27 protein-coding genes and 2 tRNA genes are annotated in these 23,777 nt (G+C 61.3%); 16 read left to right on the top strand and 13 right to left on the bottom strand.

The genetic code is table 11. The features are described 5' to 3' along the window. Window positions 1-33: 33 nt before the first annotated feature. The 3 genes from hemW to rph are packed head-to-tail and all read right to left on the bottom strand — an operon-like array spanning window position 34 to window position 2,656. On the bottom strand, window positions 34-1,263 hold the full coding sequence (hemW, locus tag HDG34_RS04555) for a radical SAM family heme chaperone HemW (RefSeq protein WP_184058068.1): 1,230 nt from the start codon (window positions 1,261-1,263) through the stop codon (window positions 34-36). After that, complete coding sequence (gene rdgB, locus HDG34_RS04550) at window positions 1,260-1,922, bottom strand: RdgB/HAM1 family non-canonical purine NTP pyrophosphatase (protein WP_184058066.1); 663 nt, start codon at window positions 1,920-1,922, stop codon at window positions 1,260-1,262. Before rdgB ends, hemW begins: the two co-directional genes overlap by 4 nt. After that, window positions 1,919-2,656: a ribonuclease PH gene (gene rph / locus HDG34_RS04545; protein ID WP_090801456.1), complete on the bottom strand. Its 738-nt coding sequence runs from the start codon at window positions 2,654-2,656 to the stop codon at window positions 1,919-1,921. The genes rdgB and rph overlap by 4 nt, the downstream gene beginning before the upstream one ends. Window positions 2,657-2,856: 200 nt before the next feature. Here rph and HDG34_RS04540 point away from each other — a divergent pair, with 200 nt between their 5' ends. The 5 genes from HDG34_RS04540 (at window position 2,857) to HDG34_RS04520 (ending at window position 7,815) form a co-directional block, all read left to right on the top strand. Beyond that, the gene (locus HDG34_RS04540) at window positions 2,857-3,780 is read left to right on the top strand and encodes a YicC/YloC family endoribonuclease (RefSeq protein WP_090801455.1); all 924 of its coding nucleotides are present in this window, start codon (window positions 2,857-2,859) and stop codon (window positions 3,778-3,780) included. Window positions 3,781-3,799: 19 nt separating this feature from the next. Then, window positions 3,800-4,483, top strand: coding sequence for a guanylate kinase (gene gmk, locus HDG34_RS04535; protein WP_090801453.1), 684 nt, complete (start codon window positions 3,800-3,802; stop codon window positions 4,481-4,483). A gap of 60 nt (window positions 4,484-4,543) precedes the next feature. Then, complete coding sequence (gene rpoZ, locus HDG34_RS04530; protein ID WP_008921215.1) at window positions 4,544-4,747, top strand: DNA-directed RNA polymerase subunit omega; 204 nt, start codon at window positions 4,544-4,546, stop codon at window positions 4,745-4,747. Window positions 4,748-4,845: 98 nt separating this feature from the next. Further along, on the top strand, window positions 4,846-7,206 hold the full coding sequence (locus tag HDG34_RS04525) for a bifunctional (p)ppGpp synthetase/guanosine-3',5'-bis(diphosphate) 3'-pyrophosphohydrolase (RefSeq protein ID WP_184023294.1): 2,361 nt from the start codon (window positions 4,846-4,848) through the stop codon (window positions 7,204-7,206). A gap of 123 nt (window positions 7,207-7,329) precedes the next feature. Then, window positions 7,330-7,815, top strand: coding sequence for a phage protein NinX family protein (locus tag HDG34_RS04520; RefSeq protein ID WP_184058064.1), 486 nt, complete (start codon window positions 7,330-7,332; stop codon window positions 7,813-7,815). A 74-nt stretch (window positions 7,816-7,889) separates the two neighbouring features. Here HDG34_RS04520 and HDG34_RS04515 read toward each other — a convergent pair. Beyond that, a tRNA-Arg gene (locus HDG34_RS04515) sits at window positions 7,890-7,966 on the bottom strand. Window positions 7,967-8,040: 74 nt separating this feature from the next. Then, window positions 8,041-8,117, bottom strand: a tRNA-Arg gene (locus HDG34_RS04510). Window positions 8,118-8,240: 123 nt separating this feature from the next. Here HDG34_RS04510 and greB point away from each other — a divergent pair. Further along, window positions 8,241-8,810, top strand: coding sequence for a transcription elongation factor GreB (greB, locus tag HDG34_RS04505; protein WP_184053119.1), 570 nt, complete (start codon window positions 8,241-8,243; stop codon window positions 8,808-8,810). 134 nt (window positions 8,811-8,944) lie between these two features. Here the strand turns inward: greB and HDG34_RS04500 are convergent, their stop codons facing one another. Further along, entirely contained in the window at window positions 8,945-10,114 is a 1,170-nt protein-coding gene (locus tag HDG34_RS04500; protein ID WP_090801447.1) for a porin, read from the bottom strand. A 525-nt stretch (window positions 10,115-10,639) separates the two neighbouring features. Then, window positions 10,640-10,888, bottom strand: a complete 249-nt coding sequence (locus tag HDG34_RS04495; RefSeq protein WP_184058062.1) for a hypothetical protein — start codon at window positions 10,886-10,888, stop codon at window positions 10,640-10,642. A gap of 391 nt (window positions 10,889-11,279) precedes the next feature. Here HDG34_RS04495 and HDG34_RS04490 point away from each other — a divergent pair, with 391 nt between their 5' ends. Together HDG34_RS04490 and HDG34_RS04485 are read left to right on the top strand one after the other, a co-directional pair. Then, window positions 11,280-11,483, top strand: coding sequence for a cold-shock protein (locus HDG34_RS04490; RefSeq protein WP_184058060.1), 204 nt, complete (start codon window positions 11,280-11,282; stop codon window positions 11,481-11,483). Window positions 11,484-11,814: 331 nt separating this feature from the next. Further along, the gene (locus HDG34_RS04485) at window positions 11,815-12,963 is read left to right on the top strand and encodes an exonuclease domain-containing protein (protein ID WP_184058058.1); all 1,149 of its coding nucleotides are present in this window, start codon (window positions 11,815-11,817) and stop codon (window positions 12,961-12,963) included. A gap of 38 nt (window positions 12,964-13,001) precedes the next feature. Here HDG34_RS04485 and HDG34_RS04480 read toward each other — a convergent pair whose 3' ends face one another. Together HDG34_RS04480 and HDG34_RS04475 are read right to left on the bottom strand one after the other, a co-directional pair. Beyond that, window positions 13,002-13,598 carry a chorismate mutase gene (locus HDG34_RS04480; protein WP_184023301.1) on the bottom strand — a complete coding sequence of 199 codons (597 nt, stop codon included), beginning with the start codon at window positions 13,596-13,598 and terminating at the stop codon, window positions 13,002-13,004. Window positions 13,599-13,876: 278 nt separating this feature from the next. Continuing rightward, the gene (locus HDG34_RS04475; RefSeq protein ID WP_018421453.1) at window positions 13,877-14,026 is read right to left on the bottom strand and encodes a hypothetical protein; all 150 of its coding nucleotides are present in this window, start codon (window positions 14,024-14,026) and stop codon (window positions 13,877-13,879) included. Window positions 14,027-14,691: 665 nt separating this feature from the next. Here HDG34_RS04475 and HDG34_RS04470 point away from each other — a divergent pair. After that, a complete protein-coding gene (locus HDG34_RS04470; protein WP_184053110.1) occupies window positions 14,692-14,943 on the top strand; it encodes a hypothetical protein in 252 nt (83 codons plus the stop codon). 633 nt (window positions 14,944-15,576) lie between these two features. Beyond that, a complete protein-coding gene (locus HDG34_RS04465) occupies window positions 15,577-16,137 on the top strand; it encodes a hypothetical protein (RefSeq protein WP_184058056.1) in 561 nt (186 codons plus the stop codon). Between the two features lie 548 nt (window positions 16,138-16,685). On the opposite strand, the gene HDG34_RS04460 is transcribed toward HDG34_RS04465, so the two are convergent. The 3 genes from HDG34_RS04460 to HDG34_RS40065 all read right to left on the bottom strand — a co-directional run bounded on the left by HDG34_RS04460 (window position 16,686) and on the right by HDG34_RS40065 (window position 17,909). Continuing rightward, window positions 16,686-17,144 (bottom strand): hypothetical protein, encoded by a 459-nt coding sequence (locus HDG34_RS04460; protein ID WP_184058055.1) that lies wholly within the window; start codon window positions 17,142-17,144, stop codon window positions 16,686-16,688. A gap of 144 nt (window positions 17,145-17,288) precedes the next feature. Continuing rightward, window positions 17,289-17,630: a hypothetical protein gene (locus tag HDG34_RS04455; RefSeq protein WP_184058053.1), complete on the bottom strand. Its 342-nt coding sequence runs from the start codon at window positions 17,628-17,630 to the stop codon at window positions 17,289-17,291. 3 nt (window positions 17,631-17,633) lie between these two features. Further along, window positions 17,634-17,909 (bottom strand): hypothetical protein, encoded by a 276-nt coding sequence (locus HDG34_RS40065; protein WP_184058626.1) that lies wholly within the window; start codon window positions 17,907-17,909, stop codon window positions 17,634-17,636. Window positions 17,910-17,915: 6 nt separating this feature from the next. Here HDG34_RS40065 and HDG34_RS04445 point away from each other — a divergent pair, with 6 nt between their 5' ends. The 3 genes from HDG34_RS04445 to HDG34_RS38895 are packed head-to-tail and all read left to right on the top strand — an operon-like array spanning window position 17,916 to window position 19,593. Further along, complete coding sequence (locus HDG34_RS04445; RefSeq protein WP_260321038.1) at window positions 17,916-18,515, top strand: DedA family protein; 600 nt, start codon at window positions 17,916-17,918, stop codon at window positions 18,513-18,515. Between the two features lie 47 nt (window positions 18,516-18,562). Further along, the gene (locus HDG34_RS04440) at window positions 18,563-19,447 is read left to right on the top strand and encodes an AI-2E family transporter (protein WP_260321036.1); all 885 of its coding nucleotides are present in this window, start codon (window positions 18,563-18,565) and stop codon (window positions 19,445-19,447) included. After that, window positions 19,444-19,593 (top strand): hypothetical protein, encoded by a 150-nt coding sequence (locus HDG34_RS38895; protein WP_260321035.1) that lies wholly within the window; start codon window positions 19,444-19,446, stop codon window positions 19,591-19,593. Before HDG34_RS04440 ends, HDG34_RS38895 begins: the two co-directional genes overlap by 4 nt. A 195-nt stretch (window positions 19,594-19,788) precedes the next feature. Here the strand turns inward: HDG34_RS38895 and HDG34_RS04435 are convergent, their stop codons facing one another. Continuing rightward, complete coding sequence (locus HDG34_RS04435; protein ID WP_184058048.1) at window positions 19,789-20,472, bottom strand: ureidoglycolate lyase; 684 nt, start codon at window positions 20,470-20,472, stop codon at window positions 19,789-19,791. 796 nt (window positions 20,473-21,268) lie between these two features. Between HDG34_RS04435 and HDG34_RS04430 the strand changes: the two genes are divergently transcribed. The 3 genes from HDG34_RS04430 to HDG34_RS04420 all read left to right on the top strand — a co-directional run bounded on the left by HDG34_RS04430 (window position 21,269) and on the right by HDG34_RS04420 (window position 23,550). After that, complete coding sequence (locus HDG34_RS04430; protein ID WP_311734738.1) at window positions 21,269-21,811, top strand: SgcJ/EcaC family oxidoreductase; 543 nt, start codon at window positions 21,269-21,271, stop codon at window positions 21,809-21,811. A 271-nt stretch (window positions 21,812-22,082) separates the two neighbouring features. Then, window positions 22,083-22,208: a hypothetical protein gene (locus HDG34_RS40060; protein ID WP_184058046.1), complete on the top strand. Its 126-nt coding sequence runs from the start codon at window positions 22,083-22,085 to the stop codon at window positions 22,206-22,208. 82 nt (window positions 22,209-22,290) lie between these two features. After that, complete coding sequence (locus HDG34_RS04420) at window positions 22,291-23,550, top strand: putative Na+/H+ antiporter (RefSeq protein WP_184058044.1); 1,260 nt, start codon at window positions 22,291-22,293, stop codon at window positions 23,548-23,550. The last annotated feature ends 227 nt before the right edge of the window (window positions 23,551-23,777 follow it).

The raw sequence follows: 23,777 nt of genomic DNA, 5'->3' as shown, positions 1-23,777 counted from the left end.
AAGACTTCGCTGCCGAGTCTAGGTGACCCGCCATCACTGCGGATCTTTCAGGAACAGCGCCTGCAAGTCGTTCAGGAACGCCTGCCCAAGCGGCGTCGGCGCGATCCGTTCGTGGTCGCGTGTGATCAGCTTGCGCTGTTCCGCTTCCTGCAAGGCCGGCTCGATCGTCGTGATCGACAGGCCCGTGCGCTCGATGTACCGATGCACCGGAAATCCTTCTACCAGGCGCAGCGCGTTCAGCATGAACTCGAACGGCAGATCGCGCGGCCCGACCTCATGCTCTTCCTGCACGCTTGCACCAGCCCTGGCCTGCTCGATGAACGTGGACGGATGTTTGTAGCGCGCCTGGCGCACGATGCGATTAGGAAACGACAGCTTCGTATGCGCGCCCGCGCCGATGCCGAGATAGTCGCCGAAGCGCCAGTAGTTCAGATTGTGTTTGCTCTGCCGATGCGGCTGCGCATACGCGGACACCTCGTAGCGCCCGTAGCCGGCCTCGGCGGTGCGTTGATGAATCCAGTCCTGCATGTCTGCGGACGCGTCATCGTCGGGCAACGCGGGCGGAAACTTGGCGAATAGCGTGTTCGGTTCGAGCGTCAGGTGATACAGCGACAGATGCGGCGGGGCAAACGACAACGCCGTTTCCACGTCGGCCTGACATTCGGCGAGCGTTTGCCTGGGCAGCGCGAACATCAGGTCGAGGTTGAAGTTGTCGAACGTGGTCGCGGCGACTTCGACCGCGTGGCGTGCCTGCGTCGCGTCGTGAATGCGGCCGAGCGCCTTCAGATGCGTTTCGTTGAAACTCTGGATGCCCACCGACAGCCGGTTCACGCCGCTCGCGCGAAACTGCGCGAACTTGTCGGCTTCGAACGTGCCGGGGTTCGCTTCGAGCGTGATTTCCGCGTCGGCGTCGAGCGGCAGCAGCGCGCGAATATCCGACAGCATGCGATCGAGCCCCGCCGCCGACAGCAAACTAGGCGTGCCGCCGCCGATGAACACCGTATGCACCTGGCGGCCCCAGATCAGTGGCAAGGCCATTTCCAGGTCGGCGCGCAACGCGTCGAGGTAGTCGTTCTCCGGGAACGTCTCGCCTTTCCACTCGTGCGAATTGAAGTCGCAGTAGGGGCACTTGCGCACGCACCACGGGAAATGCACGTACAGCGCAAGTGGCGGCAGCGACGTCAAACGGATGCTGCCCGGCGACGTGAACGCACTGACGACACCCTTGCCGATGTCCGCCGGCGTCGATCGGATCGGAATCACGCTTCCTCCGACAGACGCGCGAGCAGTTGCCGCAGCGCGATCGCGCGATGGCTGCTCGCGTTCTTGACCGCCGGCTCGAGTTCGGCGGCGCTCGCGTTCAGCGACGGCAGATAGAAGTACGGGTCGTAACCGAAGCCATGCTCGCCGCGCGGCGCGTCCAGGATTTCGCCATGCCAGCGGCCTTCGGCGATCAGCGGTTCGGGATCGTCCGCGTGACGCACGAGTGCGAGCACGCAGTAGTAATAGCCGCGGCGGTCGCTCACGTCCCGCAGTTCGTCGACGAGGCGCGCGTTGTTCGCCGCGTCGCTTTTCTCGCCGCCGGCGAGTTGCGCGAAGCGGGCCGAGTAGACGCCCGGCGCGCCGCGCAGCGCGCGCACGCAAAGGCCCGAGTCGTCGGCGAGCGCGGGCAGGCCGGTGAGCCGCGCAGCGTGACGGGCCTTCGTCAGCGCGTTTTCGACGAAGGTGGGATGCGGTTCTTCCGCTTCCGGCACGTTGAGCTCGCCTTGCGCGATCAACTCGATGCCGGCCGCGCCGAGCAGCGCCGCAAATTCGCGCAGCTTGCCCGCGTTGTTCGACGCGAGCACGACCTTTTTCAGTGGCATTGCCGACGTTACGCCGTGAGCATTGTTCCCGCCACTGTCCTGACGAACCTCATTCACTGCTGCACTCCCAGCGCCTCTTTCTGCTTCGCGATCAGCGTGCTGATGCCGTCGCTCGCGAGATCGAGCAGCGCATTCATTTCTTCGCGCGAGAACGGCACGCCTTCCGCGGTGCCCTGAATTTCGACGAAGCCGCCCGCCCCCGTCATTACGACGTTCATGTCGGTGTCGCACTGCGAGTCTTCGTCGTAGTCGAGGTCGAGCACCGGCACGCCGTCGTACACGCCGACCGAAATCGCGGCGACGTAGTCCAGGATCGGCGAGCTTTCGATGCGGCCCGTGGCAAGCAATCTGGCGACCGCATCATGCGCGGCGACGAACGCGCCGGTGATGCTCGCGGTGCGTGTGCCGCCATCGGCCTGGATCACGTCGCAGTCGAGATTGAGCGTGCGCGCGCCGAGCTTCTCGAGATCGAACACCGAGCGCAGCGCGCGGCCGATCAGCCGCTGGATTTCCTGGGTGCGGCCGGTTTGTTTGCCGCGCGCGGCTTCACGGTCGCTGCGGGTATGCGTGGCGCGCGGCAGCATGCCGTATTCGGCGGTGAGCCAGCCCTGGCCGCGATCGCGCAGAAACGGCGGTACGCTCTCGCTGACGCTCGCGGTGCAGATCACCTTGGTGTCGCCGAATTCGACCAGCACCGAGCCCTCCGCATGCTTCGTGTAGTGACGCGTGATGCGCACGTCGCGCAACTGGTGGGGCTGGCGGCCGCTGGGGCGTTGGGTGTCGTTGCTCATGTCGGAATGGGTCGGGATGGGCTGGAGGAGGGCGGAGGAAAAACCCTAATTTTACCGCCGATCGGATAGGGCGGTTGCCCATACGGATGGCTGCGACAAAAATGGGATAATGCCGATTCCCCGCCCCGCGTCTCGTACACGCCGGGCGATCCGCTTCTCAGGCCATCGTCTACCGCATGGCCCCAATCGCGAGAAATACGATGATCTACAGCATGACTGGCTATGCGAGCGCCACGCGCGAACTCGTGGCAGCCTCGGGCACGGGTGGCGTCAGCGTGTCGGTCGAATTGCGCACGGTGAACTCGCGCTTTCTCGATCTGAACTTCCGCATGCCGGAAGACGTGCGCGTCGTCGAACCGACGCTGCGCGAGATGCTGATGAACAAGCTGTCGCGCGGCAAGGTCGACATTCGCGTGAATCTGCAGCGCAGCGAGCAGTCGGCGAACGCGGGCGCGATCAACCGCGACGCGCTCGCGCAACTCGCGCAGCTGGAACGCACGGTGCTCGGCACGTTTCCTGAAGCCGGCCGTCTGCGCACCGGCGAAATTCTGCGCTGGCCGGGCGTGCTCGCCGAAAGCGGCATCGCGCCCGAGACGCTGCGCGAAGCGGTGCTCGGATGCGGCAAGCAGGCGATCGCGGACCTGATCGACGTGCGCGCGCGCGAAGGCGCGCAACTCGCGACGATGCTGCTCGCCAACGTCACCGAAATGGAGACGATCGTCGTGAAGATCACCCCGCTCGTGCCCGAGCTGATTGCGCGACATCAGCAGAAAATCGTCGAGCGTCTGCAGGAAGCGCTCGGCATCGCCGCGCCGGATGCGGCCGTGACGATCGTGTCGCGCGAAGAGATCAACGAGCGGATTCGCCAGGAAGTGACGATGTACGGCATTCGCATCGACATCGCCGAAGAGCTGTCGCGCCTCACCGCGCACCTGAACGAAACGCGTCACGTGATCGAGAAGGGCGGCAAGGTCGGCAAGCGGCTCGACTTCATGATGCAGGAGCTGAACCGCGAAGCGAACACGCTCGGTTCGAAGGCGGCGGCGAAGGAACTCGCGGATTCGTCGATGACGCTGAAGCTCTTGATCGAACAGATGCGCGAGCAGGTACAGAATCTCGAATAAGGCTGGAGCACGACACATCATGACCGACCACCATCCACGCGAAACCGGCGCGGCGCGCCATTCGTACGCCGGCGCTTATCCCGGCAACCTGTTCATGGTCGTCGCGCCGTCGGGCGCGGGCAAGTCGACGCTCGTGAACGCGTTGCTCGCGAGCGACGACGCGATCCGTCTGTCGATCTCCTACACGACGCGCCCGCCGCGTCCGAAGGAGCAGGACGGCGAGCACTATCACTTCACGAGCGTCGAAGATTTCATGCAGCGTCACGACGCGGGCGAGTTTCTCGAAAGCGCGGAAGTGCACGGCAACTATTACGGCACGTCGCGCGTGTGGATCGAGGAGCAGATGAAAAACGGCCATGACGTGCTGCTCGAAATCGACTGGCAGGGTGCGCAGCAGGTGAAGAAGCAATTCAACAACGCGGTGGAGATTTTCATTCTGCCGCCGTCGCTCGAAGCGCTCGAAGAGCGTCTGAAAAAGCGCGGCCAGGACGAGCCGAACGTAATCACGCGACGCTTGCTCGCGGCGGGCGGCGAGATCGCGCACGCGGCCGAAGCGGAGTACGTCGTGATCAACGAGAATTTCGATCGCGCGCTGGCGGAGTTGCAGTGCCTCGTCGGCGCGACGCGCTCGCGCTTCGCGTCGCAGTACGCGCGTCACACGCAGCTTTTCATGCAGCTCGGCATCCACCTGCCGCACGCGTGAGCGCGGCGTGGTGTCAAGCACATAAGGTAGAATAAGCAACATACTGAGAAGGAACCCAACATGGCCCGCATTACCGTCGAAGACTGCCTCAAACAGATCCCGAACCGTTTCGAACTCGCGCTTGCCGCAACCTATCGCGCGCGTCAGCTCGCTCAAGGCCACACGCCGAAAATCGAAAGCCGCGACAAGCCCACCGTCCTCGCGCTGCGTGAAATCGCATCGGGTCAGGTCGGCGTCGAAATGCTGAAGAAGGTGCCGGTCTAAGGCGCACGGATTTTCGTTTTCGACTTGCCGGTATTCGCCACACCGGATTGCTCAACGTGCAGAACTGCGTCCAACCCTGACCGCTACCGGAGGCGACCATGAGTGCTACCCCGCCCACCGCCACGGAAGCGGAGCACGACACCGACTCGCCGTCTTCTGCACGCAAGTACATCGACGCGGTCCTCGAGCAGTCGTTTCGCCATCTGTTCGGGCCGACCGCCACGCCGGAGCAGCCGCGCCGGCATGACGTCGTCTCCATCGCCAATCTGACGTCTGCGCTGTCCGGCTATCTGCAGCCGGAAGAGATCAAGGACATCAAGGCGGCGTTCCACTTCAGCGACGAAGCCCACCTCGGCCAGTATCGCCAGAGCGGCGAGCCCTACATCACGCATCCGGTCGCCGTCGCGGAAATCTGCGCGGGCTGGAATCTCGACGCCCAGGCGATCATGGCGGCGCTGCTGCACGACGTGATGGAAGACCAGGGCGTGACCAAGGCGGAGCTCGCCGAGCGCTTCGGCGCGAAGGTCGCGGAACTGGTCGACGGGTTGTCCAAGCTGGACAAGATGGAGTTTCGCAATCGCGAGGAAGCGCAAGCGGAGAACTTCCGCAAGATGCTGCTCGCGATGGCGCGCGACGTGCGCGTGATCCTCGTGAAGCTCGCCGACCGGCTGCACAACATGCGCACGCTCGGCGCGGTGCCGTCGGAGAAACGTCGCCGTGTCGCGCGCGAAACGCTAGACATTTACGCGCCGATCGCTCACCGGCTCGGCCTGAATAATACCTATCGCGAGCTGCAGGACCTGAGTTTCGCGAACTTCAACCCGCACCGTTACGCGACACTCGAAAAAGCCGTGAAGGCGGCGCGCGGCAATCGTCGCGAGGTGGTCGGCAAGATTCTCGAATCGGTGCAGCGCGCGATTGCGGACGCGAAGCTCGACGCCGAAGTCACCGGTCGCGAGAAAACCATCTTCAGCATTTACAAGAAGATGCGCGACAAGCAGCTGTCGTTTTCGCAGGTGCTCGACGTGTATGGTTTTCGCGTGGTCGTCGAGAGCGCGCTCGAGTGTTATACCTGCATCGGCGCGTTGCATGCGCTTTTCAAGCCTGTTCCGGGCAAGTTCAAGGATTACATCGCGATCCCGAAGGTGAACGGCTATCAGTCGCTGCACACCACGCTCGTCGGCCCGTTCGGCGCACCGATCGAGTTTCAGGTGCGCACGCGCAAGATGCACGAGATCGCCGAGGCGGGCGTTGCCGCGCACTGGCTGTACAAGAACGGCAGCGCGGATCTGAACGACGTGCAGATGCGCGCACACCAGTGGCTGAAGTCGCTGCTCGACATTCAGAGCGAAGCGGGCGATTCGAGCGAATTCCTCGAGCACGTGAAGATCGACCTGTTCCCGGATGCGGTCTACGTGTTCACGCCGAAGTCGAAGATCATGGCGCTGCCGCGCGGCGCCACCGCGCTCGACTTCGCGTACTCGATCCACAGCGACCTCGGCAACCAGTGCGTCGCGGTGAAGATCAACAACGAGCTGTTGCCGTTGCGTACCGAGCTGAAGAGCGGCGACATCGTCGAAGTCATCACGGCGCCGTATTCGAAGCCGAACCCCGCATGGCTCGGCTTCGTGCGCAGCGGCAAGGCGCGCTCGGCGATCCGTCATTATCTGAAGACGATGCGTCTGAACGAGTCGGTGCAGCTCGGCGAGCGTCTCGTCGATCAGGCGTTGAAGGGCTATGGCCTTGCGCTATCGGATGTGACGCCGGAGGCGTGGGAAAAGCTCGTGCAGTGGACGGGCAACAAGAACCGTCAGGAAATTTTCGCGGACATCGGTCTCGGCCGGCGGGTCGCCGCGGTGATGGCCAAGCGCATCGAAGTGCTGATGAGCGGGCGCGACGCCGACGACGACGGCTCGCGCTCCGAGTCCGGTTCGACGCCGCACGCGCCGCCGGTCGTCATCACCGGTACCGAGGGCATGTCGGTGCAGCTGTCCGCGTGTTGCCGTCCGATTCCGGGCGACGACATCATGGGCTATATCGGCATCGGTCTCGGCATGGCGATTCATACCACCGACTGCCGCGTCGCGCAGCGTATCCACCGGCGCGATCCGGGCCGCTGGATCGACGTCGCGTGGGCGCCGCAGCCAGGGCGGCTGTTCGATGTCGCGGTCAAGGTACTGGTCAAGAACACCAAGGGCGTGTTCGCCCGCGTAGCGGCCGACATCACATCGGCGGACGCGAACATCGTCCATATCGCGATGGACGAAGATCTGTCGCAGGAATCCACGATTCTGCGCTTCGTGATCCAGGTCAGCGACCGGGTGCATCTGGCCAATGTGATGCGGCGCGTGCGCACGAATCCCGATGTGATGCGCATCACGCGTGAGCGGCCGAGCGAAGAGGGGCATCACCGCCACGACGGCGGCATGCGCATCGACCGCGAGCGCGCGGACTACTGAACGGCTTCCGGCTGGGCGTCGGCGCGGCTTGGACTGGCGCTTCACGCCAGTCAGGCATCTTTCGTGCGGCGGCTCAGGATACAACTCAAGGCAGGTCTCACCTGAACTCCAGGGGGAACGCAGATGAACGTGTCCGACCTTGCTGGCGTGGCGCTCGATTACTGGGTGGCGCGCAGCCTGCACGACTTCGTGCGCGAAATCTACTTTACCGATAGTGGCGAGACTGTTGCGATCCGCGGCAACGATCGTGGTCGTCCGTGGGACGGGCGTTTCACGCCTTCCGCATCATGGGAGGCGGCTGCCGTTGTGCTCGAGCGCGCGATGCGGATCGACGTGCGCGAGCAGAGCGATAAAGGCGCGGTATGCGTCGCTGAGTTCAAGGGCGGGCAGCGAGCCTCGGAGGGAATGGGCGACTCGCTGCGCATTGCTTTGCTGCGGGCGTTTGTCGTGAGCCGTTTCGGCGATACCGTCGACGACGTGCTGCGCGAGCGCCAGGCACTGACCGGCATGCGGACCGACACGATCAGCGAGCAAACGGTGGGCGGGGTCGTCGAGGACTTGCCGCACCCGGATGGGCAAATTGGGGATATGCAGTCGCCGCCGCGATGAGTTGCTGGCGCACGGGCACGGCATGGTGCGCCAGAAAAAACAAAGGGCCTTCCGGTTGGAAGGCCCTTCATAGGTGGTGCGGCTGGCAGGATTCGAACCCACGACCCCTTGGTTCGTAGCCAAGTACTCTATCCAACTGAGCTACAGCCGCACGCAAAACGGTGATGCTTACTATAAAAACTGACGAAACCTGAGAGCTCCCTGTAAGGGCGCTCTCGAATAAGGTGGTGCGGCTGGCAGGATTCGAACCCACGACCCCTTGGTTCGTAGCCAAGTACTCTATCCAACTGAGCTACAGCCGCACACAGAAACGAGATTATAGCCAACAGATTTGAAAAACGGAAGCCCATCACGGCGATTTGTGTCGCCGGGCCGATCGTGTAACCTCTTATGAGATTGTTGCTAGTTGCTGTTAACGGATGATTATGAACAAGGCCTTTGTCAAAGAGTCGAGCGAAGACAACGATGACGATCTCGACATCGCCCAGCCCGACGTGCCCGCAGGCACCAAAAACTACATGACTCCCGCCGGTCATCGGCGTATGCGTGATGAATTGCTGCATCTGATCGATGTCGAGCGGCCCGAGGTTGTCAAGCTCGTGTCGTGGGCGGCGTCGAACGGCGACCGCTCGGAGAATGGCGACTACATCTACGGCAAACGCCGTCTGCGGGAAATCGACCGGCGCATCCGTTTTCTGACCAAGCGGCTCGATCTAGCCGAGGTCGTCGATAGCAGCCGGCAGGAAAACGTCGACCAGGTGTTTTTCGGCGCGACGGTCGACTATGCGACCGAGGACGGCGAAGAGCATCAGGTGACGATCGTCGGTGTCGACGAGGTCGACCTGGACATCGGGCACGTAAGCTGGATTTCGCCCATTGCGCGTGCGCTGCTAAAGGCTAAAGTGGGCGATACGGTCACGCTGTTCACGCCGGCCGGTCCGCAGTCGATCGACATTCTCGACGTCAAGTATCCGCTGCCTGATAGCGGCCGCTAGGCCTCTGGCGAGGACCTGGGCTCACGTGCACGCACGCAGGCCTGCGCACAAAGCGGCAAAAACCCACGTCGGCACGGACATAAAAAAAGGCGCCGCGAACGGCGCCTTCTCTACTGCCAGTCCTTGCGCAGTGCTTAGAAGCGGTGACGCAGACCTGCGGTCACAGCGACTTGCTTGTTGTTGCCCGAAGCACCGCCCACGCCATTGATGTAGGCGTTAACGATCGAGTCTTCGTTTGCTGCCTGATACACGCCTTGCAGATACACGTCGGTACGCTTGGACAATGCGTACGCGGTTTGCAGGTTGACCTGGTTCCAGTGCACGTGCGAGCTCGACAGGTTGGCGCGGGTGTACGTGTACGCGCCAGCGATGCTGATTGCCGGCGTCAGCGCGTAACGGGCGTTGGCTTCAAAGTTCTGGAACTGAGCGCTGTTGGTCGGGAAGCCGATGCCGCTCGTTATGCCCGATGCGGCCGCGCTGATACCTGCCAAGCCATGCAGGTTCGTCTGCGAGTACACGAGGCCGACCGTTGCCGGGCCGAACGCGTAGTTGGCGCCTGCGCCCCACGTTTGCTGACGCTGAGCGAAGAACGTGTTGTCGCCCGACACCGCGCCACCCGAGTTGAACGCAGCGGCTGCGCTGTTCGCGCCATTGCTGTTCAGTTGCATGTACGCAGCGGCAACGTTCAGGCCGCCCCAGTTATACGACGCGCCCGCACTGTAAGCGCGGTTGTTGGCGAAGCCCGCAGCCTGGTTCGAGAAGCCGTACAAGCCGCCAAACTTGAAGCCGCCGTAGTTCGCGCTCTGGAATTTGGCCGAATTGTTGATACGGAACGAGTTGTTCAAGTTGTCGTTGTCGAACGGGTGCGCGAACTGCGTGCCGCCGTACTGCGTGCCGGTCAGTGCCAGCGGGCCGACGTAGTCGACCATGCTGTCGTATTGACGGCCGAGGGTCACGGCACCGAACTGGTCGCTCGACAGACCGACGAAGGCCTGACGGCCGAACAGACGGCTGTTCTGCTTGAGCGTGCCGTCATTGATGCCGAAGCCGTTCTCCAACGTGAAGATGGCCTTCAGACCGCCGCCCAGATCTTCAGCGCCACGCAGGCCGAAACGGCTGCCGTTCACCGAGCCGCTCGTCATCGCCACGTTGGCGCCGTGCTGGTTACTACTCGGATTCGGATGCTGGTTGTTCGTATAAGTGATTCCGGCGTCGATCAGGCCATACAGGGTGACGCTACTTTGCGCGTGCGCTGCCGTTACGAAAACGCCCGACAGGGCAGCGACCATGAGTGTCTTCTTCATTGATATAACTCCAAGAGCGAGAGAGATATAAAACCCTGGCTTAGGAGACCTTCACGCGAGCGCTGCGAGAAGCGGAATCCGCGTGAGAAGCGCGTTGACCAGATCCGCGCCGGTTTCCGATTAGGCAGAGTGTAGAGAGACACTTCCGGGAGTTGGCGTTCCGATTCGCGCAATAAAGTATTACGCGAGGAGAAACGATCGTTAATCGCCATTCGAGCCTTATGGATAAAGGCTTTGCGCCGACTGGGCGGATTCGGCGTCTGAATTTTCCTAAAGCGCGTTGCTGATTCGCGACACCGAACGATGCGGAAAAACAACGGGAAGAAATGCGGGAAAACGATTGTTGTGGTTGCGGCAATAGACGATTGTTAATTGTGTGAATAATCGAACTTGCATATGACCGCTATACTGTTATCTCTGCTTTCCGAAGCAGACTTTTTCGTTGACGAAAAAGATCTCCAAACCTTTGTCAGCGCGACCTTCCAGTCGCGCTTTTTTTATGGCGGACGAGTTTCGCGAATGTCTCTAATGAGCGGGCGCAGTACCTTCCACGTCGTCCCAGTCCGCCTGCGCGGGAACGCTCCAGTCTTCCATCACATAACGGCGCGCATCCATTGGCGAGGAGAGCAGGTTCTGCCAGTGGTCTCCGTGCCACATCGGATCGAAGTCGAAAACGGTGCGTGAATCCCCGATCTGTGCGGGCTGGTCTGATATGACCTTTGCGTGCGAATGAGTGAGCCAGGTGAAGAGACGGTGAATTTCCTTGGACAGCATGGCAACCTCCTGAAGCGCATCGCTACAACTGACTTGCATCATGCGAGTGAGGCGGCGCCGCAACAAGTCGGACAAACACTTACGCAAAGATAGACTTTGTTACATTCGTATTGCATATTTTCGCAAATTTTCCCGTTTGCGGACTCGGATTATTTTCGTTCAGGTAAATTTGACGCGCCGACCTATATCCGTGTAGTTTGAAGTCTTATCTTTTTATACGCTAAACGCATATGAAAAGTTTACTTGACGGTCATTCTCTGTTCCCCGTATAACGGCAAAGCCGAATTTGATTGGCTGTTTCTGTCTTGATCAGATATAGGCAATTGAATCGGGGTTGGATCGATTCAAGGGCAACGCCCGCTTTGGATAAATCACCGAGGGAAAACAGGAAATGGAAACTGGTGTCGTCAAATGGTTCAACGATGCTAAGGGTTTTGGCTTCATCACGTCGGATGTGGGTGGCGAGGATCTGTTCGCGCACTTTTCGGAGATCCGCAGCGAGGGCTTCAAGTCGTTGAAGGAAAATCAGCGCGTGTCTTTTGAAATCAAGACCAGCCCGAAGGGCAAGCAGGCGGCCAACATTCAGCCGCTGTAAATGCGCTGCGCTGGCGCGCCGCCCGCGCAGTCGGGAGCGAAAAACCCTCGCCGTCGCGCGAGGGTTTTTATTTTTATCTAGATGTCTCCCCAGCTCGGATCTTCGGTAACTGCGTGGTTCAACAATACGCATTATTGTCGGAAGATAATCCATCGAAACGAATTGACTACGTCTGGCTTAATGGTCTGGTTTAAGCGTCTGCGGGATTTCAGCGCAAAATCGACGGCCCGTGCCGACGCAGTTTCCAGCTGCGCACGCGGCGCTGTCTGGATGCGCAACGTCCAACTGGTGCATACTTGCCGCAAATTCATGCGCCCGAATCCCTTGTCCCATGTCTGAACTGCTTTCGCCGGAACCGGCACTCGATGCACCCATCGTTTTCGTAGATCTCGAAACGACCGGCGGCTCCACGAGCGAGCACCGCATTACTGAGGTTGGCGTCGTCGAAGTCGGGCTGGCCGGCGTCTCGCGCTGGAGCAGCCTGATCGACCCGCAGCAGCCGATTCCGTCGTTCATCCAACAGCTGACCGGCATCACGAACGACATGGTGCGCGGCGCACCGACGTTCGAGTCGATCGCGCCCGCGTTGTTCGAGCGTTTGAACGGCAAGCTGTTCGTCGCGCACAACGCGAGTTTCGATCGCGGATTTTTACGCAGCGAATTTCGTCGCGCGGGAATCGCGTTCGATCCGGACGTGCTGTGCACGGTGCGGCTGTCGCGCGCGCTGTTTCCCGGCGAAAAGCGCCACGGTCTCGATGCGCTGGTCGAACGCCATGCGCTGGTGCCGTCCGACCGCCACCGCGCGCTCGCCGACGCCGATCTGATCTGGCAGTTCTGGCAGCGTCTGCCGACGCTCGTGCCGCTGGAAGCGCTGCGCGCGCAGATCGAGCGCACGACGCGTCGCTACCGGCTCGCCGGCGACATCACCGAAGATTTGCTCGACACCGCGCCGGCTGGCTGTGGCGTGTATGCGTTTTATGGCGAAGACGATGCGCCGCTGTATGTCGGTCGCAGCGTGCGCGTGCGTCAGCGGCTGCGCTCGCATCTGACTGGCGAGCGGCGTTCGTCGAAGGATATACGGCTAGCGCAGCTCGTGCGACGCGTCGAATGGCACGCGACTGGCGGCGAACTCGGCGCGATGCTCGCGGAGGCGCAGTGGATCGCAACGCTGCGGCCGGGCCACAACCGCTTGCCGCGCGTGACGAAGAGCGATCCCGCGAACGCGCCGTGGCCGTTCGAGGGGCCCATCGTGTTCGAGGAGCGTGAGGACGCGCAGGGTATCTTCCACGTGGTCGATCGCTGGCGCTACCTCGGACACGCGCCCTCGCTCGTCGCGGCGGCGCAGCTGCATGCGTCGACGCTGGCTGGGTCGTTCGAACTCTCGACGTACCGTATCCTGCAAAGCCATCTGGCGCGAGGCCTGCGCGTGATGCCGTTGAGCGTGTCGCGTGACAGCCCTGAGTCGAGCGTCGTCGCGTGACGCTTATGCGACGTGCGCGCGCCGTGGCGTTACCGGAATCAGCCGGTGGCGCCGACTCCGCCCGTCTCGCACACGTGACCTAGTGCGTGCGTCAACGCGCTCGAATGCGCAGAGTCATAGCGCGTCAGCGCCTTCCAGTTAGCCAGCGATTGCGCGACCCGCGACGGACAATCGTCCGCCGCGCGCAGCGGCTGCACGCGCGCCAGACTCGCCATCAACGACTGTGTCAGCTTGTCGAGCTGCGGTCGGGTGCTGGTTGCGAGATCGGGTGCGGGACCTTGCGGTGGCTGGGTGCGACGCCAGTTCGCGAAGAGCGCGTTCTGCACGTCTTTGCTCGCATCGATCTGATCCTGGAAGAACGCGCGGGCGAACGCCGGGTCGACGTTTGCCGCCGCGGCGCGCTTTTCCACCTCGGCGAGCAGCGCGTTTTCACGCGGCGTATCGGTGATCGGCTGGTGGTTCGCCCACTTCCAGCGTGCGACCGGTTCCGCGAGTGCAAGGCGCTGCGAAACCAGCGCGATCAGGCTCGTGAGCGCGGTGTCGTCACCGTCGGCGAGGGCGGGGGCGGGCGAGAAGGCGAAGGCGGCGGCGATGACGAGCGCGCATGACGCGCCGAAGCGATGCAAATGGTTCATGAGGTGGACGTGGCCGGGCGGCCGTTGACGGAAAAACCAGAAGAATAAATGATGCGCCGCAACCTGCGAGCACCGGGTCGATTCACACGGATCGTCGGGGCGAAGTGGGCGAGAGAAGGACGCGCGTACACGCTCGAGCCGCGTGGCCCAGTGCAACTGCTGTGCTCAGGCGAGCTGATCCAACGTCATGACGGAGATGTCGGACGCGTAATGAGGACGCGAGTATTCGCTGCGCGTGAAATCAACGAGCGCGAATGCTGCGCCGCGCCAAGGAACCGTTACTTCGGATCGCACGACTTGCGTTGTTCGTCAAAGAAAGCGCGAACATGCTCGGGCAGCTCGGCTCCCAAAAACTCGACGGCCACAGGTTCCGGATCCGGGTAAAGAACTTTGTCCGGGGTCGGAATCTTCGGTGGTTTGGCATCCATGATCTTTCTCCTTTGCGAATCGATTATCGGCCTCGTTCCCTGCATCGCACCAGTGTCCGATGCGAGTCATACACACTCTGTTGCTTTAACGGCACAAGCCGACACACCAGCGGAAGGATTGAATAAAATTTATCGTCTGACTATTGCCTGCGTTTCGCGGTCTGCTTGATCCGCTTAATTGCCAGCGCGAAATCAACTCCTTCCCGCTCCTTCTGCCAGTCCCTCTGAGCCTTGCCCAGCGTAGGCTTTAGCACGACCGATCGATATTTTCGCCGCGCTGCATCTAACGTTGTCGCATGACTAAAACGTGACAAACTTGTGCATTGCCGCATCGACAGGTTTTGCGCTTTTCCTGAACTGAACGTACGCAATTTGCCGATTGCATAACTTGCAGTCTAATTCTTTGTAAACGACCCATTCCCCATCGCGTTGACCGCGCAAAACACTATTTAAAGATTTGGTCGTTAATCAACTGACTGACAGGGGTTGGCAAACAGATTCCCGCATTGCTGTGACAAAAGGACCTCATTTGGTGACAAGTCATGCGCAGCGCACCGGGCCACCTATGATTGAAGCGACTACTGATGGCTCGACGTGCGCTGGCAGACGGACACGCGAGGCGCAGCGCGGATGATGACGTTGTTCATGTTCGGGGAGAGGTCGCGATGGAAAACGCTGTCTACTGGAACGGACGTCAGGTTGGCATCGAATGCGCCGGCAGGATCTTGTGGTTCGCGTCGGCACCCGCGCAAGCGATAGCGGCATACGGCGCGCCACGCCAGCAGCCGAGCGCACAGGCCGATACCGTCGTTGCGCGCAACCTCGCGATGCCACGGTCGTACGACCCGCTCCACGTTCCCGACCAGGCTGGCCATGCGTTGCGCCACGACGTCGCGCCGGACGCGGCGCAACGCTGACCGCAAACGGCTGTATCAGGCCCGAAGCGACTCGTCGGCGCACCCTCGAGACCTTACCGATCAGGTGGGGTGTTAGCGCACACACCGCGTTGCGGCGAACTTATACGATGCATTTGCCGTGCTGCCGTCGGCCGCTCACCCGTTGTCGGGTGAACCGGCAACCACACCCGCATCAGTCTGCAAACAGCCGATACCGAAGACCGGCTGCGCGAGGAGGGTAGGCCTGTCTCGCAACATCGTTGCATCAACACTATTTGCCGCTGGGAGCCGCGCATCGCGTGGCCGCACCTCTTTTACCTGGCGCTGCGTCGTGCTCACTTGCGTGATCGCCGGGCAATTCAATGCGAAAGATCTACGGCCTGACTGGGCTGCGTGCATTCGCGGCGTTGCTCGCCGTCGTTCATCACTTTGCCGACAACGAAGGGGGCTGCCACCGGGCATTGTTCAACTCGTCGATAACTGGGCTTGGGGCGTTGACATCTTTTTCATGCTGCGCGGCTTCATCCTTGCCTATACGTATCTTCCTTCGCGAGCGACCGCGTTCGGCTGGGTCGACTATCGATCGTTTATCGTCAAGCGGTTTGCGCGCGTGTATCCGCTGTATCTGGTGACGTTTCTGGTGTTCGTCGGCCGATGTTTCGTCGCGAAGCGAACTGGAACTTCGTGTCGTGGTCGATCAGCGCCGAATGGTTCGCCGTTCTGTTTCTGTTTTCGCTGTGCGCGAGAGTGCTGAGCCGGCTGTCGCGCGTGACTTTCGGTGTGATCGTGCTGGTGTGCTGGCTGACGTTGTGCGTGTACTGCTTCCTCTATAACGACGGCGATGTCGGGCTGACCACGTTCGGTATGCTACGGATCGTGTTGCAGGCATGGCGCGGGACATCTGGGATGACTTTGCCCGACGAAATGGCGCTCCCAGAGTGCGATGCGAAACTACCCACCGAGGCTGGTGAACCGGCGAATCGGGATAACCGGCAAACGGCGGCGCAGCGGATAGCGGATGAGTTGTTCGAGCGCGATACCGCAAATGGTTGTCGTGACTCGCTCGCTGGCTATTCGCAACGGGTGGTAGAGGAAATGAACGAGCGCTGGCGGTGTTTCAACGCGTATTTGCGCACGAACTGGCCACTGCGCTCCGCGATGCCAATGCGGCGGTTTCGGCAAATCTCGTACGTGGGTCGCATATGCGTGCATTGATGCGTCGGACAGCGAAGCGCAGGACGGGGCGCGATGAGGCGCCTAAAATCTATTTCCACGTCACGCATACCATGCACTAGTACTTGCGTGGCCTCGCGCGAGCACGCAGAGGAACTTCTGGTTTCGGCCCAGTTTGGGTCGTTCAACAAACAAGAGTTGAGTCCTGATCTCATTGTCAACGAGCGAACCCGGCATCCATCAGCGGCTCTTTTAGCGGTCGCGGTTTAAGCGCGTACAGCACCGCATCTACAGCTCGTTCCCAGATGACCAGCGCGTTCCTCCTTGCCCGTCCGCTCAGGCGACGAAGTGTAGTTGAACGAGCCAGTTTCAGCGCTACGCCGGTTGAGCACCTTTCCTTACCGGCTTCACCTGAGTGGAGCGAAAGGCCTAGTCGCGAGTGGCGCGCTGGATTGCGCCATACCTATCAATGCGCGGATCTTTGCGGCAGGCCTTTCGGTGCGCTCAAGAATCGGTATAAGCGGATACCGCACCACTCCGAATACTCCACCAAATAAGTTGTGACTGGCTTGAATTCAACCGGCCTTAACTCACGATGCACCACTGGCAGCGAGCTTGACAAATAGTCTGGCTGCTTCGTTGCCATGGGACAAAGCGCGCAGTGCAAGGGAGAGCGCTAGCTGTGCGTCGTGGGAGGCCGCGCTACGATCCTGATCGAAGAGCTTGACGGCGTGGCGCATATGCTGCGCCGCCTGCATGTGAAGCTCCACGGCCGCCGCATGATGTTTTGCCACGTCCGCGGCACTTGCGGCTGAGCCGGTCGATGGAGGCGTTATTGATGGCGTATTGGCGCTGTGCGCGCCAGCGTCGTGTGCCTGATCGATCGCATGCAACGTGTGGCCATGGGCCATCATCGCCTGATGTGCGGCGTGGGCAAAGTCTTGACCGTCATCGAAATGCCGCGACGCCTCGCGGTGATGTCGCGCGGCCTGCTCGTGGTGTGACGCCGCGGCTTCGAGATGACCTTTCTTGCTGTGCTTCGTGTTCATGCCGGCTCCTGTGCAACTTCAGGACTGGTTCGGATGGCGACCGATTCGAAGACACAGTGGCGGGTCGCAACAAGATCCTAATCTACACGCCCTTGCGCCTTCTGTGGCATTTGCGTCTCGCGGAGAATCGTCGCGCTGTGGCGATCACCGCGCGGTCAGCATCCGGAGGATTTTCTGCACGATGCGCTCTTGCTGCTCCAGCGCCTCATCGAGCGTACTTGCTCCGTAGCTCGTGTTGTCTCGCGCTTCCATTCCGGCGATGCGCGTCACGAACAGCGAAACCTCCCCGGTTTTCGGTTCGGACACACCGCGGAAGCGGGTCGTGACCATCACGCCGGATTCGTCCAGCAGTGTGCGGCGGAAGACCAGTTCGTTTTCAGTCATCCAGCGCGACCACTCGCCGCGGTCGAACACCTCGACAGGCCTGCTCTTCGCATCGAGGACATAGAAGCGTTTCCAGCTCGACGGGACGGAGCGTGCTTTCATATTTCAATGCGAAGGCGTGAGCAGGAAGCCGATCGCCTCCCGCCACGAGGTTTCGTCGACGCGGCCCATCCAGTCGTTATGTTCAGCCGCCTTCACCACCATCAGTTGTCTCGGTTCGGCCAGCGAGTTGTAGAGCGCTTCGCCGAAGCGCGGGACTGCTGCGCGCTTGCCGCTATACTTCCCCCTCCACCAACGGACACGTAGCCGGCACACATGGCCACGTTCGTGCAATTCGTCTTGCAACTGGACCAGGACCTCGAAGCGCTGCTGGTCCAGCATGGGCCGTTGGCCTACGCAATCCTCGGGGCGATCGTCTTCTGCAGTGTCGGCGTACTGCCGCTCGTCATTCTGCCCGCGGACATGCTCCTGTTCCTGTCCGGCGCGCTCGCTGCCGTCGGCGTGCTGCAGCCTGTGTGGCTCGCGCCGTTGCTGGTCGCGGCCGCGGTTGCAGGAAAAGTGTTCAACTATGCGCTGGCACGTGCCGTCGCGTCGGTATGGAACCCGAAGCGCAGCGGCTGGATCGACAAGGTGACTGCGCGAACGCGCGCGCTCTACGTACGTCACGGCGCCGCGCTGCTGCTGTACTCTCCGTTCATCGCAATCGTCCGGGCGGTCGCGCCCGCGCTCGCCGGCGCGACGAAGATGCCGTTTCGCCGCTTTGTGCGCTTCGCGACCGGCGGCGCGGTGATCTGGATATGCTCACTTGCGGGTCCCGGGTATTTTTTCGGCAACGTGCCGTGGGTCCGCTCGCACCTGCCGGCTGCGATGGCGATCGTGATCGGCGCGGGTGTCGTCGCGCTCGTCGTCAGCCTGCTGTGGCGAGGACGGCGCAAGCGCCGGACCGCCGACCCGACGCTACCCGACGAAAAGTCCCCCTGCGACTGACGCGGCGGCCCACAACCCGCCAGGCAGCGCTGCTCGCGAGGAAACGCATGGACCCGGGCCTGCTGAAATGCACATGTGCGGCCGTGCTCGCCACACTGCTCGGGTGGGGACTGTATGTCGGCCGCCCCGTGCTGGTGCCAATTGCGTTCGGCATCATCGCGACGTACGTGGTCTTCGGTCTTGCCAACCTGCTGCGCCGCATTCCCTACCTCGGTGCACGCCTGCGGGACGGCCTGCGCCACGCGATCGCTGCGACGCTGATGCTCTTCACGGTCTACCTGTCGGTCGACCTGCTGCTGTCCGACAGGGACCGGCTGACGGCCGTCGCGCCGAAGTACGAGGCGACGCTGCTCGTACTGTTTACGAAGTTCGCCGCGCTGCTGCACATCGAAACGGAGGCCAACTGGGCTGCGATCCGCCGCGACCTGTTAGCGAGCGTCAACGTGCAGGCGATCATAACCGCCACGCTGTCGTCGGTGTCGTCGCTGCTCGCGGCGATCATCGTCGTGCTGCTTTATGCGACGTTCTTTCTCATCGAGCACGCGAAATACCGCCGCAAGCTCGTGAACTTCGCGGGCGACTCGACGCGGATCGTGTCGGTAATCGACGAGATCAACTCGAAGATCGGCGTCTATCTCGCGATGAAGACCCTGCTCGGCGCGATCCTTGGCATCGCCAGCTGGGCCTGCATGCGGCTCGTCGGACTCGAATTCGCGGTGCTTTGGGCGGTGCTGGCCGGCCTACTGAACTTCATCCCGTATGTGGGCTCGTGGATCTCGGTCGCGGTGCCGACGCTGCTCGCCGCGCTGCAGTTCGGCCAGTGGAACGCGGCGATCGTGCTGTTCATCTCGCTCACGCTCGCGAACTTCGTGGTCGGCCATCTCCTCGACCCGTGGCTGATGGGCGGCTCACTGAACCTGAGCCCGCGGTGATCCTGATCAGTCTGGCGGTGTGGTCGTCGATCTGGGGCATCGCGGGCGCCTTCCTCGCAGTGCCGATCACCGTCGGCCTGGTCATTGCGTTTTCCACGTTCGAATCGACACGTCGTTTCGCAGTTCTCCTGACGAACGATGACTAACGTTGTTGGCCTGTCGGTGACGTCCGTTAATTTCAGGGATACTTCGTGCGCGTGGCGCGCGCCTCATCACTCTCATAAAGGGATGCGATACTGGCGAACCGAGGACGTATGTCCGCTGGACCTTTAGATGGGGACGCTGGCGCCCGTTATGCGATGGCCAACCGCTTCGGGTCGGGAGCCGGTGTTCCCTACGCGCTACAGCTGTAGGCTGCCGCCTCGAAGAGGTTGGGCGTCGCGGGCAATCGGTGCCTCGAGGAGACAACCAAACTCGCGGGCAAAGTCGACAGAGACGCGCGCGTGGACGGCGCCCTGCTTGTCAAAGAACCGCTGGGTTCCTTCGAGAGTGAACACACCTTCATGCCAGATGTTTGGATGGATGTAGAGGCCCTGCTGTCCATCAAAGCGAAAGCACACGAACTTCTCTGGCGCTATGTCGTCCCCGGGCAGCGCCAAGGGAACGTAGAACGGGCGATGGTCGAGAGGAAAGAACAGTTGTCCACCGTCTGGGTGGTAGTTCGCGTGCCAAAGCAACATGCGCTCCGGTACATTGGTGTTGTCGTCACGGGCTGCTTCAGGCTCCACTGCGTACGCAAGGATGTAGTTGCCGCCCACAGCCTCGTTTCGACCGTACAGAATGTCCCCGCGCCATTCGCTCACAAATGTGCCTTCGGTCGTGCCTGCCTCATCACCGGTTCCAGGGTCAACGGGCCTTGCACCCACTGCCGGCCACTGCACAATCTCGATCGAACACTCGCTCGGGTCTGCTACAAGCCTGCCGAATCCATCAAGCGTTGTGGGGTTCGCATCGACCACGGGCATTGACACGCGCCGAAGACCAGAAGGAAGGCTGGGATTGAGGTAATCGATTTCTTGGGTCATTGCGGCAGTCTACAGGAGTAGAACGTACCGACCGCCGATGATCGAACAAAGAGTTTGACCGCCGCTTGTCCACGTGGAAACGGCCACTGGCACAACGTCGGACCTGACGTGGGAAGTGGGTCGGCTACGGAAGTTGGCGGCGATGCTGCGGCGCAACCGCAGCAACACAGGTCGACCGTCCGGGCCCGGCCCTTTCGGCCGTTCGACACAGCGGGCTGGATTGTCAACAATGCGTTCTGGAACGCACTAGCGAGGCGATCTATCACTCTGTCCAAATCGTGCATGCCGTCGAACGTGAAAAGAATTTTCGACGGCGCGAATTGCTTGATTATCGTTTGAAGTAACGAATGTCCTGCGCCTTCCAGACAAAAGACTACCAGGTCGATATCAGAGGGACGGTCTGCGCTGTCCTTTGCAACGACCCCACAACCACCGCACCGGCGCATTCAGGCGATTCTCGAAGAGCATCGGCGATCCGAATGAGAAGCGCGATCACTTCTATAAAGAAATCCGCTCAACCTCTTCAAACCGGATCGCGCTCGAATGTTGGTCGTAGCGTTGCGTCGTGCGCGTCGACGCGTGAGTTTCCACGCTTGCAACGTCATCAGGCGTCTGTTCGCGCGAAGCGTTTGCGAACAACGAGGCTAAAACTTTCCTATTACGTCATAGTTGACGAATACATCAATATTGGGTGTAATATCACAATACGTCCCAGACAGGTCGACTGACGACATAGCTGGCTGGCCGTTGGCAGGCGGCGATACCTGAAAGGTTCCCTTGTAGCCTAAGGCGCCTGGTGGCTGTAGTTTCCCGACTCCTCGTTGGCTCTCGTTTAAATGGATTGAACGCAAAAATGAAGAAGATTTTGATCGCCGCCGCAGTTGTTTTCAGCACTAGCGTGTTTGCAGGCGAAGCCCTCGTACCGAAGGTCTATCGCGAAATCGCCGTGGCGCCGACGAATCAGCGCGACGCTGAAATCGCGTCGCTGTTCGATCGGTGGAATGAGGCGCTCGCAACGGGCGACGCCGACTCCGTTGCCAGACTGTACACACCCGATGCCGTACTGGAGCCAACGGTTTCCAATGAAGTCCGCACGACTCCCGCCAGCATCAAGGACTATTTTGTGAAGTTCCTGAAGCTGAAACCGCACGGTACGATCAACCTCCGCGAGATCCGCTTGCTGAGCGACGATTCGGCGCTGGACACGGGCGTCTATACGTTCGACATGGTGAAGAACGGCAAGCATCAGAAGGTGCATGCGCGCTATACATTCGTGTACAAGAAGGTTGATGGGGAGTGGAAGATCCTCAATCACCATTCGTCGGCGATGCCGGAGTAACACTCCATTGAACAACGGGTCCGTGCCAGGCGATCAGATGTAAATGGCTGAGCGCGTTAGACGCCTCACGCCAATTGCTGCCGCGCATGCTTCACGCGCAGAATCGAGGGGGATTTCGGCCGCCAACCCTCATAGATCAAATGAAACTGTCAACTGGCGATTGAGTCCGGCTAGCCCCTCGATAAGAATTTAAGTTCAACGAATTCCAGGCGCCGCTCGGCCCTGCCGCCAGAATTCTGGATTGACACAATTAATTTGCACTACAAACCTCATGGCGGCCTCCGGAAACTTTCTCGAAGTCGACGCGCTCAGGATCGGCCTCCGCACGGTCAGGCTGCTTCCCCGGGTCGATACCGATACGCGGCACGATGTCGTGGCTACGCTGAGAGCTGCCTAAAAGCGAGGCCAGCGATCCGGCCGGCGGCAACACCAACCGCGTGCGTTCCAGAGTCCGTTCCATCGCCATTCAAAGCGAACACATGCCACATTCAGTTGAAATCGCCGGCACAGTCATCTTCGGACTGGCCCTGCTTCATACGCTCCTTGCGAAACGCTTCGAGGTTCTGGCCCACCGGCACCCGCACCACGCGGGCCTGTTTCACTTTCTCGGCGAAGTGGAAGTCGTCTTCGGCCTCTGGGCCCTGATCCTGTGTCTGGCTATCGTCGCGCTGGCCGGTTCTGCGCAGGCCGTGGCCTATGCTGAATCGCGCTCCTTCACCGAAGCCCTGTTTGTCTTCGTGATCATGGTGATCGCCGCGAGCCGGCCCATTCTCGACGCGGTCACGACGCTCGTGTCGCACATCGCGCGTGTCCTTCCCGTCAAGACGGAAACAGGCGTCATCTGGCTTTCCCTGACCCTAGTTCCGTTGCTCGGCTCGTTCATCACGGAGCCGGCCGCAATGACGCTGGCAGCGCTGATCCTGCGAGACCGGCTTTTCAGGTCGCCGATCGCCGAACACTGGAAATATTTCACGCTCGCGGTGCTGTTTGTCAACGTGTCGGTCGGCGGCATGCTGACCGCCTATGCCGCGCCTCCGGTGCTGATGGTTGCCGCCGCCTGGGGATGGGACAGCGCGTTTATGGCGGCGCAGTTTGGCTGGAAGGCGGCCATTGCCGTGCTGGTCAACGCAACAGGCCTGCTGCTATTCATGCACCGCAAGCTCCCGAAGCACGCAGAGCGCAACGACGCGCCCGCCGCCGCGGTTCCCGTTCCGACGGGCGTCACGCTGATACACACCGGCTTTCTCGTCGCGGTGGTGCTGTCGGCCCATCACCCGGTTATCTTCATCGGCCTCCTGCTTTTCTTTTTGGGCTTCACGCAGGCATACGAGCAGTACCAGTCGCCGCTGATGTTGCGCGAGAGCCTGCTGGTAGCGTTCTTTCTCGGAGGCTTGGTCGTGCTCGGGGGTTTGCAGCGATGGTGGCTGCAGCCGGTCGTCGCATCGCTCGATGCTTACGCACTTTATGCCGGCGCGCTTGGCCTGACGGCGATCATGGACAACGCGGCGATTACCTATCTCGGCTCGCTGATCGCGGGCCTTCCGGACCAGGCGAAGTACATGCTGCTGGCCGGCGCAGTCGCTGGAGGCGGACTCACAGTGATCGCCAACGCGCCGAATCCCGCAGGACTCGCCATCGTGCACAAGGGATTCCATGATGAGTCAGTCAGCCTGCTCGGCCTGTTGCTCGCTGCCGTCGTGCCGACGTGCGTCGTCTCGGCAACGCTGCTTTTGCTGTAGGCTGCCGCACCGCTGTCCGGCAGTGCGCCCAACTGGGTGCGATTCGATGGCGCGCAGTCGCAGGACGCCGGGCCACGATGAATAACGTCTTGCGGCGATAACCAACACCGGGCTGGATTTTGCACGAGACCACTTAGTCTCTAGTTCCAAGTGCAACACCTTGAATGAGGTAGGGTGTTGCGATGAAGAAGAACTACAAGCATTTGAGTGCGGAAGAACGCGCGGCG

Source organism: Paraburkholderia sp. HC6.4b (assembly GCF_014200875.1).
Classification (GTDB): Bacteria; Pseudomonadota; Gammaproteobacteria; order Burkholderiales; family Burkholderiaceae; genus Paraburkholderia; species Paraburkholderia tuberum.
The sequence above is the reverse complement of the archived record's forward strand: the minus strand, read 5'-3'. Positions and strand labels throughout refer to the sequence as shown.

Coding starts and splice junctions, on each gene's coding strand:
- greB (WP_184053119.1), top strand. CDS start 8,241: ATGAACAAGGCCTTTGTCAAAGAGTCGAGCGAAGACAACGATGACGAT.
- HDG34_RS04485 (WP_184058058.1), top strand. CDS start 11,815: ATGTCTGAACTGCTTTCGCCGGAACCGGCACTCGATGCACCCATCGTT.
- HDG34_RS04480 (WP_184023301.1), bottom strand. CDS start 13,598: ATGAACCATTTGCATCGCTTCGGCGCGTCATGCGCGCTCGTCATCGCC.
- HDG34_RS04455 (WP_184058053.1), bottom strand. CDS start 17,630: ATGAAAGCACGCTCCGTCCCGTCGAGCTGGAAACGCTTCTATGTCCTC.
- HDG34_RS04495 (WP_184058062.1), bottom strand. CDS start 10,888: ATGCTGTCCAAGGAAATTCACCGTCTCTTCACCTGGCTCACTCATTCG.
- HDG34_RS04465 (WP_184058056.1), top strand. CDS start 15,577: ATGTTTCGTCGCGAAGCGAACTGGAACTTCGTGTCGTGGTCGATCAGC.
- HDG34_RS04440 (WP_260321036.1), top strand. CDS start 18,563: ATGGACCCGGGCCTGCTGAAATGCACATGTGCGGCCGTGCTCGCCACA.
- rpoZ (WP_008921215.1), top strand. CDS start 4,544: ATGGCCCGCATTACCGTCGAAGACTGCCTCAAACAGATCCCGAACCGT.
- HDG34_RS04460 (WP_184058055.1), bottom strand. CDS start 17,144: ATGAACACGAAGCACAGCAAGAAAGGTCATCTCGAAGCCGCGGCGTCA.
- HDG34_RS04500 (WP_090801447.1), bottom strand. CDS start 10,114: ATGAAGAAGACACTCATGGTCGCTGCCCTGTCGGGCGTTTTCGTAACG.
- HDG34_RS04420 (WP_184058044.1), top strand. CDS start 22,291: ATGCCACATTCAGTTGAAATCGCCGGCACAGTCATCTTCGGACTGGCC.
- HDG34_RS04520 (WP_184058064.1), top strand. CDS start 7,330: ATGAACGTGTCCGACCTTGCTGGCGTGGCGCTCGATTACTGGGTGGCG.
- HDG34_RS04525 (WP_184023294.1), top strand. CDS start 4,846: ATGAGTGCTACCCCGCCCACCGCCACGGAAGCGGAGCACGACACCGAC.
- gmk (WP_090801453.1), top strand. CDS start 3,800: ATGACCGACCACCATCCACGCGAAACCGGCGCGGCGCGCCATTCGTAC.
- HDG34_RS04435 (WP_184058048.1), bottom strand. CDS start 20,472: ATGACCCAAGAAATCGATTACCTCAATCCCAGCCTTCCTTCTGGTCTT.
- HDG34_RS04470 (WP_184053110.1), top strand. CDS start 14,692: ATGGAAAACGCTGTCTACTGGAACGGACGTCAGGTTGGCATCGAATGC.
- HDG34_RS04490 (WP_184058060.1), top strand. CDS start 11,280: ATGGAAACTGGTGTCGTCAAATGGTTCAACGATGCTAAGGGTTTTGGC.
- HDG34_RS04475 (WP_018421453.1), bottom strand. CDS start 14,026: ATGGATGCCAAACCACCGAAGATTCCGACCCCGGACAAAGTTCTTTAC.
- HDG34_RS40065 (WP_184058626.1), bottom strand. CDS start 17,909: ATGCTGGACCAGCAGCGCTTCGAGGTCCTGGTCCAGTTGCAAGACGAA.
- HDG34_RS04540 (WP_090801455.1), top strand. CDS start 2,857: ATGATCTACAGCATGACTGGCTATGCGAGCGCCACGCGCGAACTCGTG.
- rph (WP_090801456.1), bottom strand. CDS start 2,656: ATGAGCAACGACACCCAACGCCCCAGCGGCCGCCAGCCCCACCAGTTG.
- HDG34_RS40060 (WP_184058046.1), top strand. CDS start 22,083: ATGGCGGCCTCCGGAAACTTTCTCGAAGTCGACGCGCTCAGGATCGGC.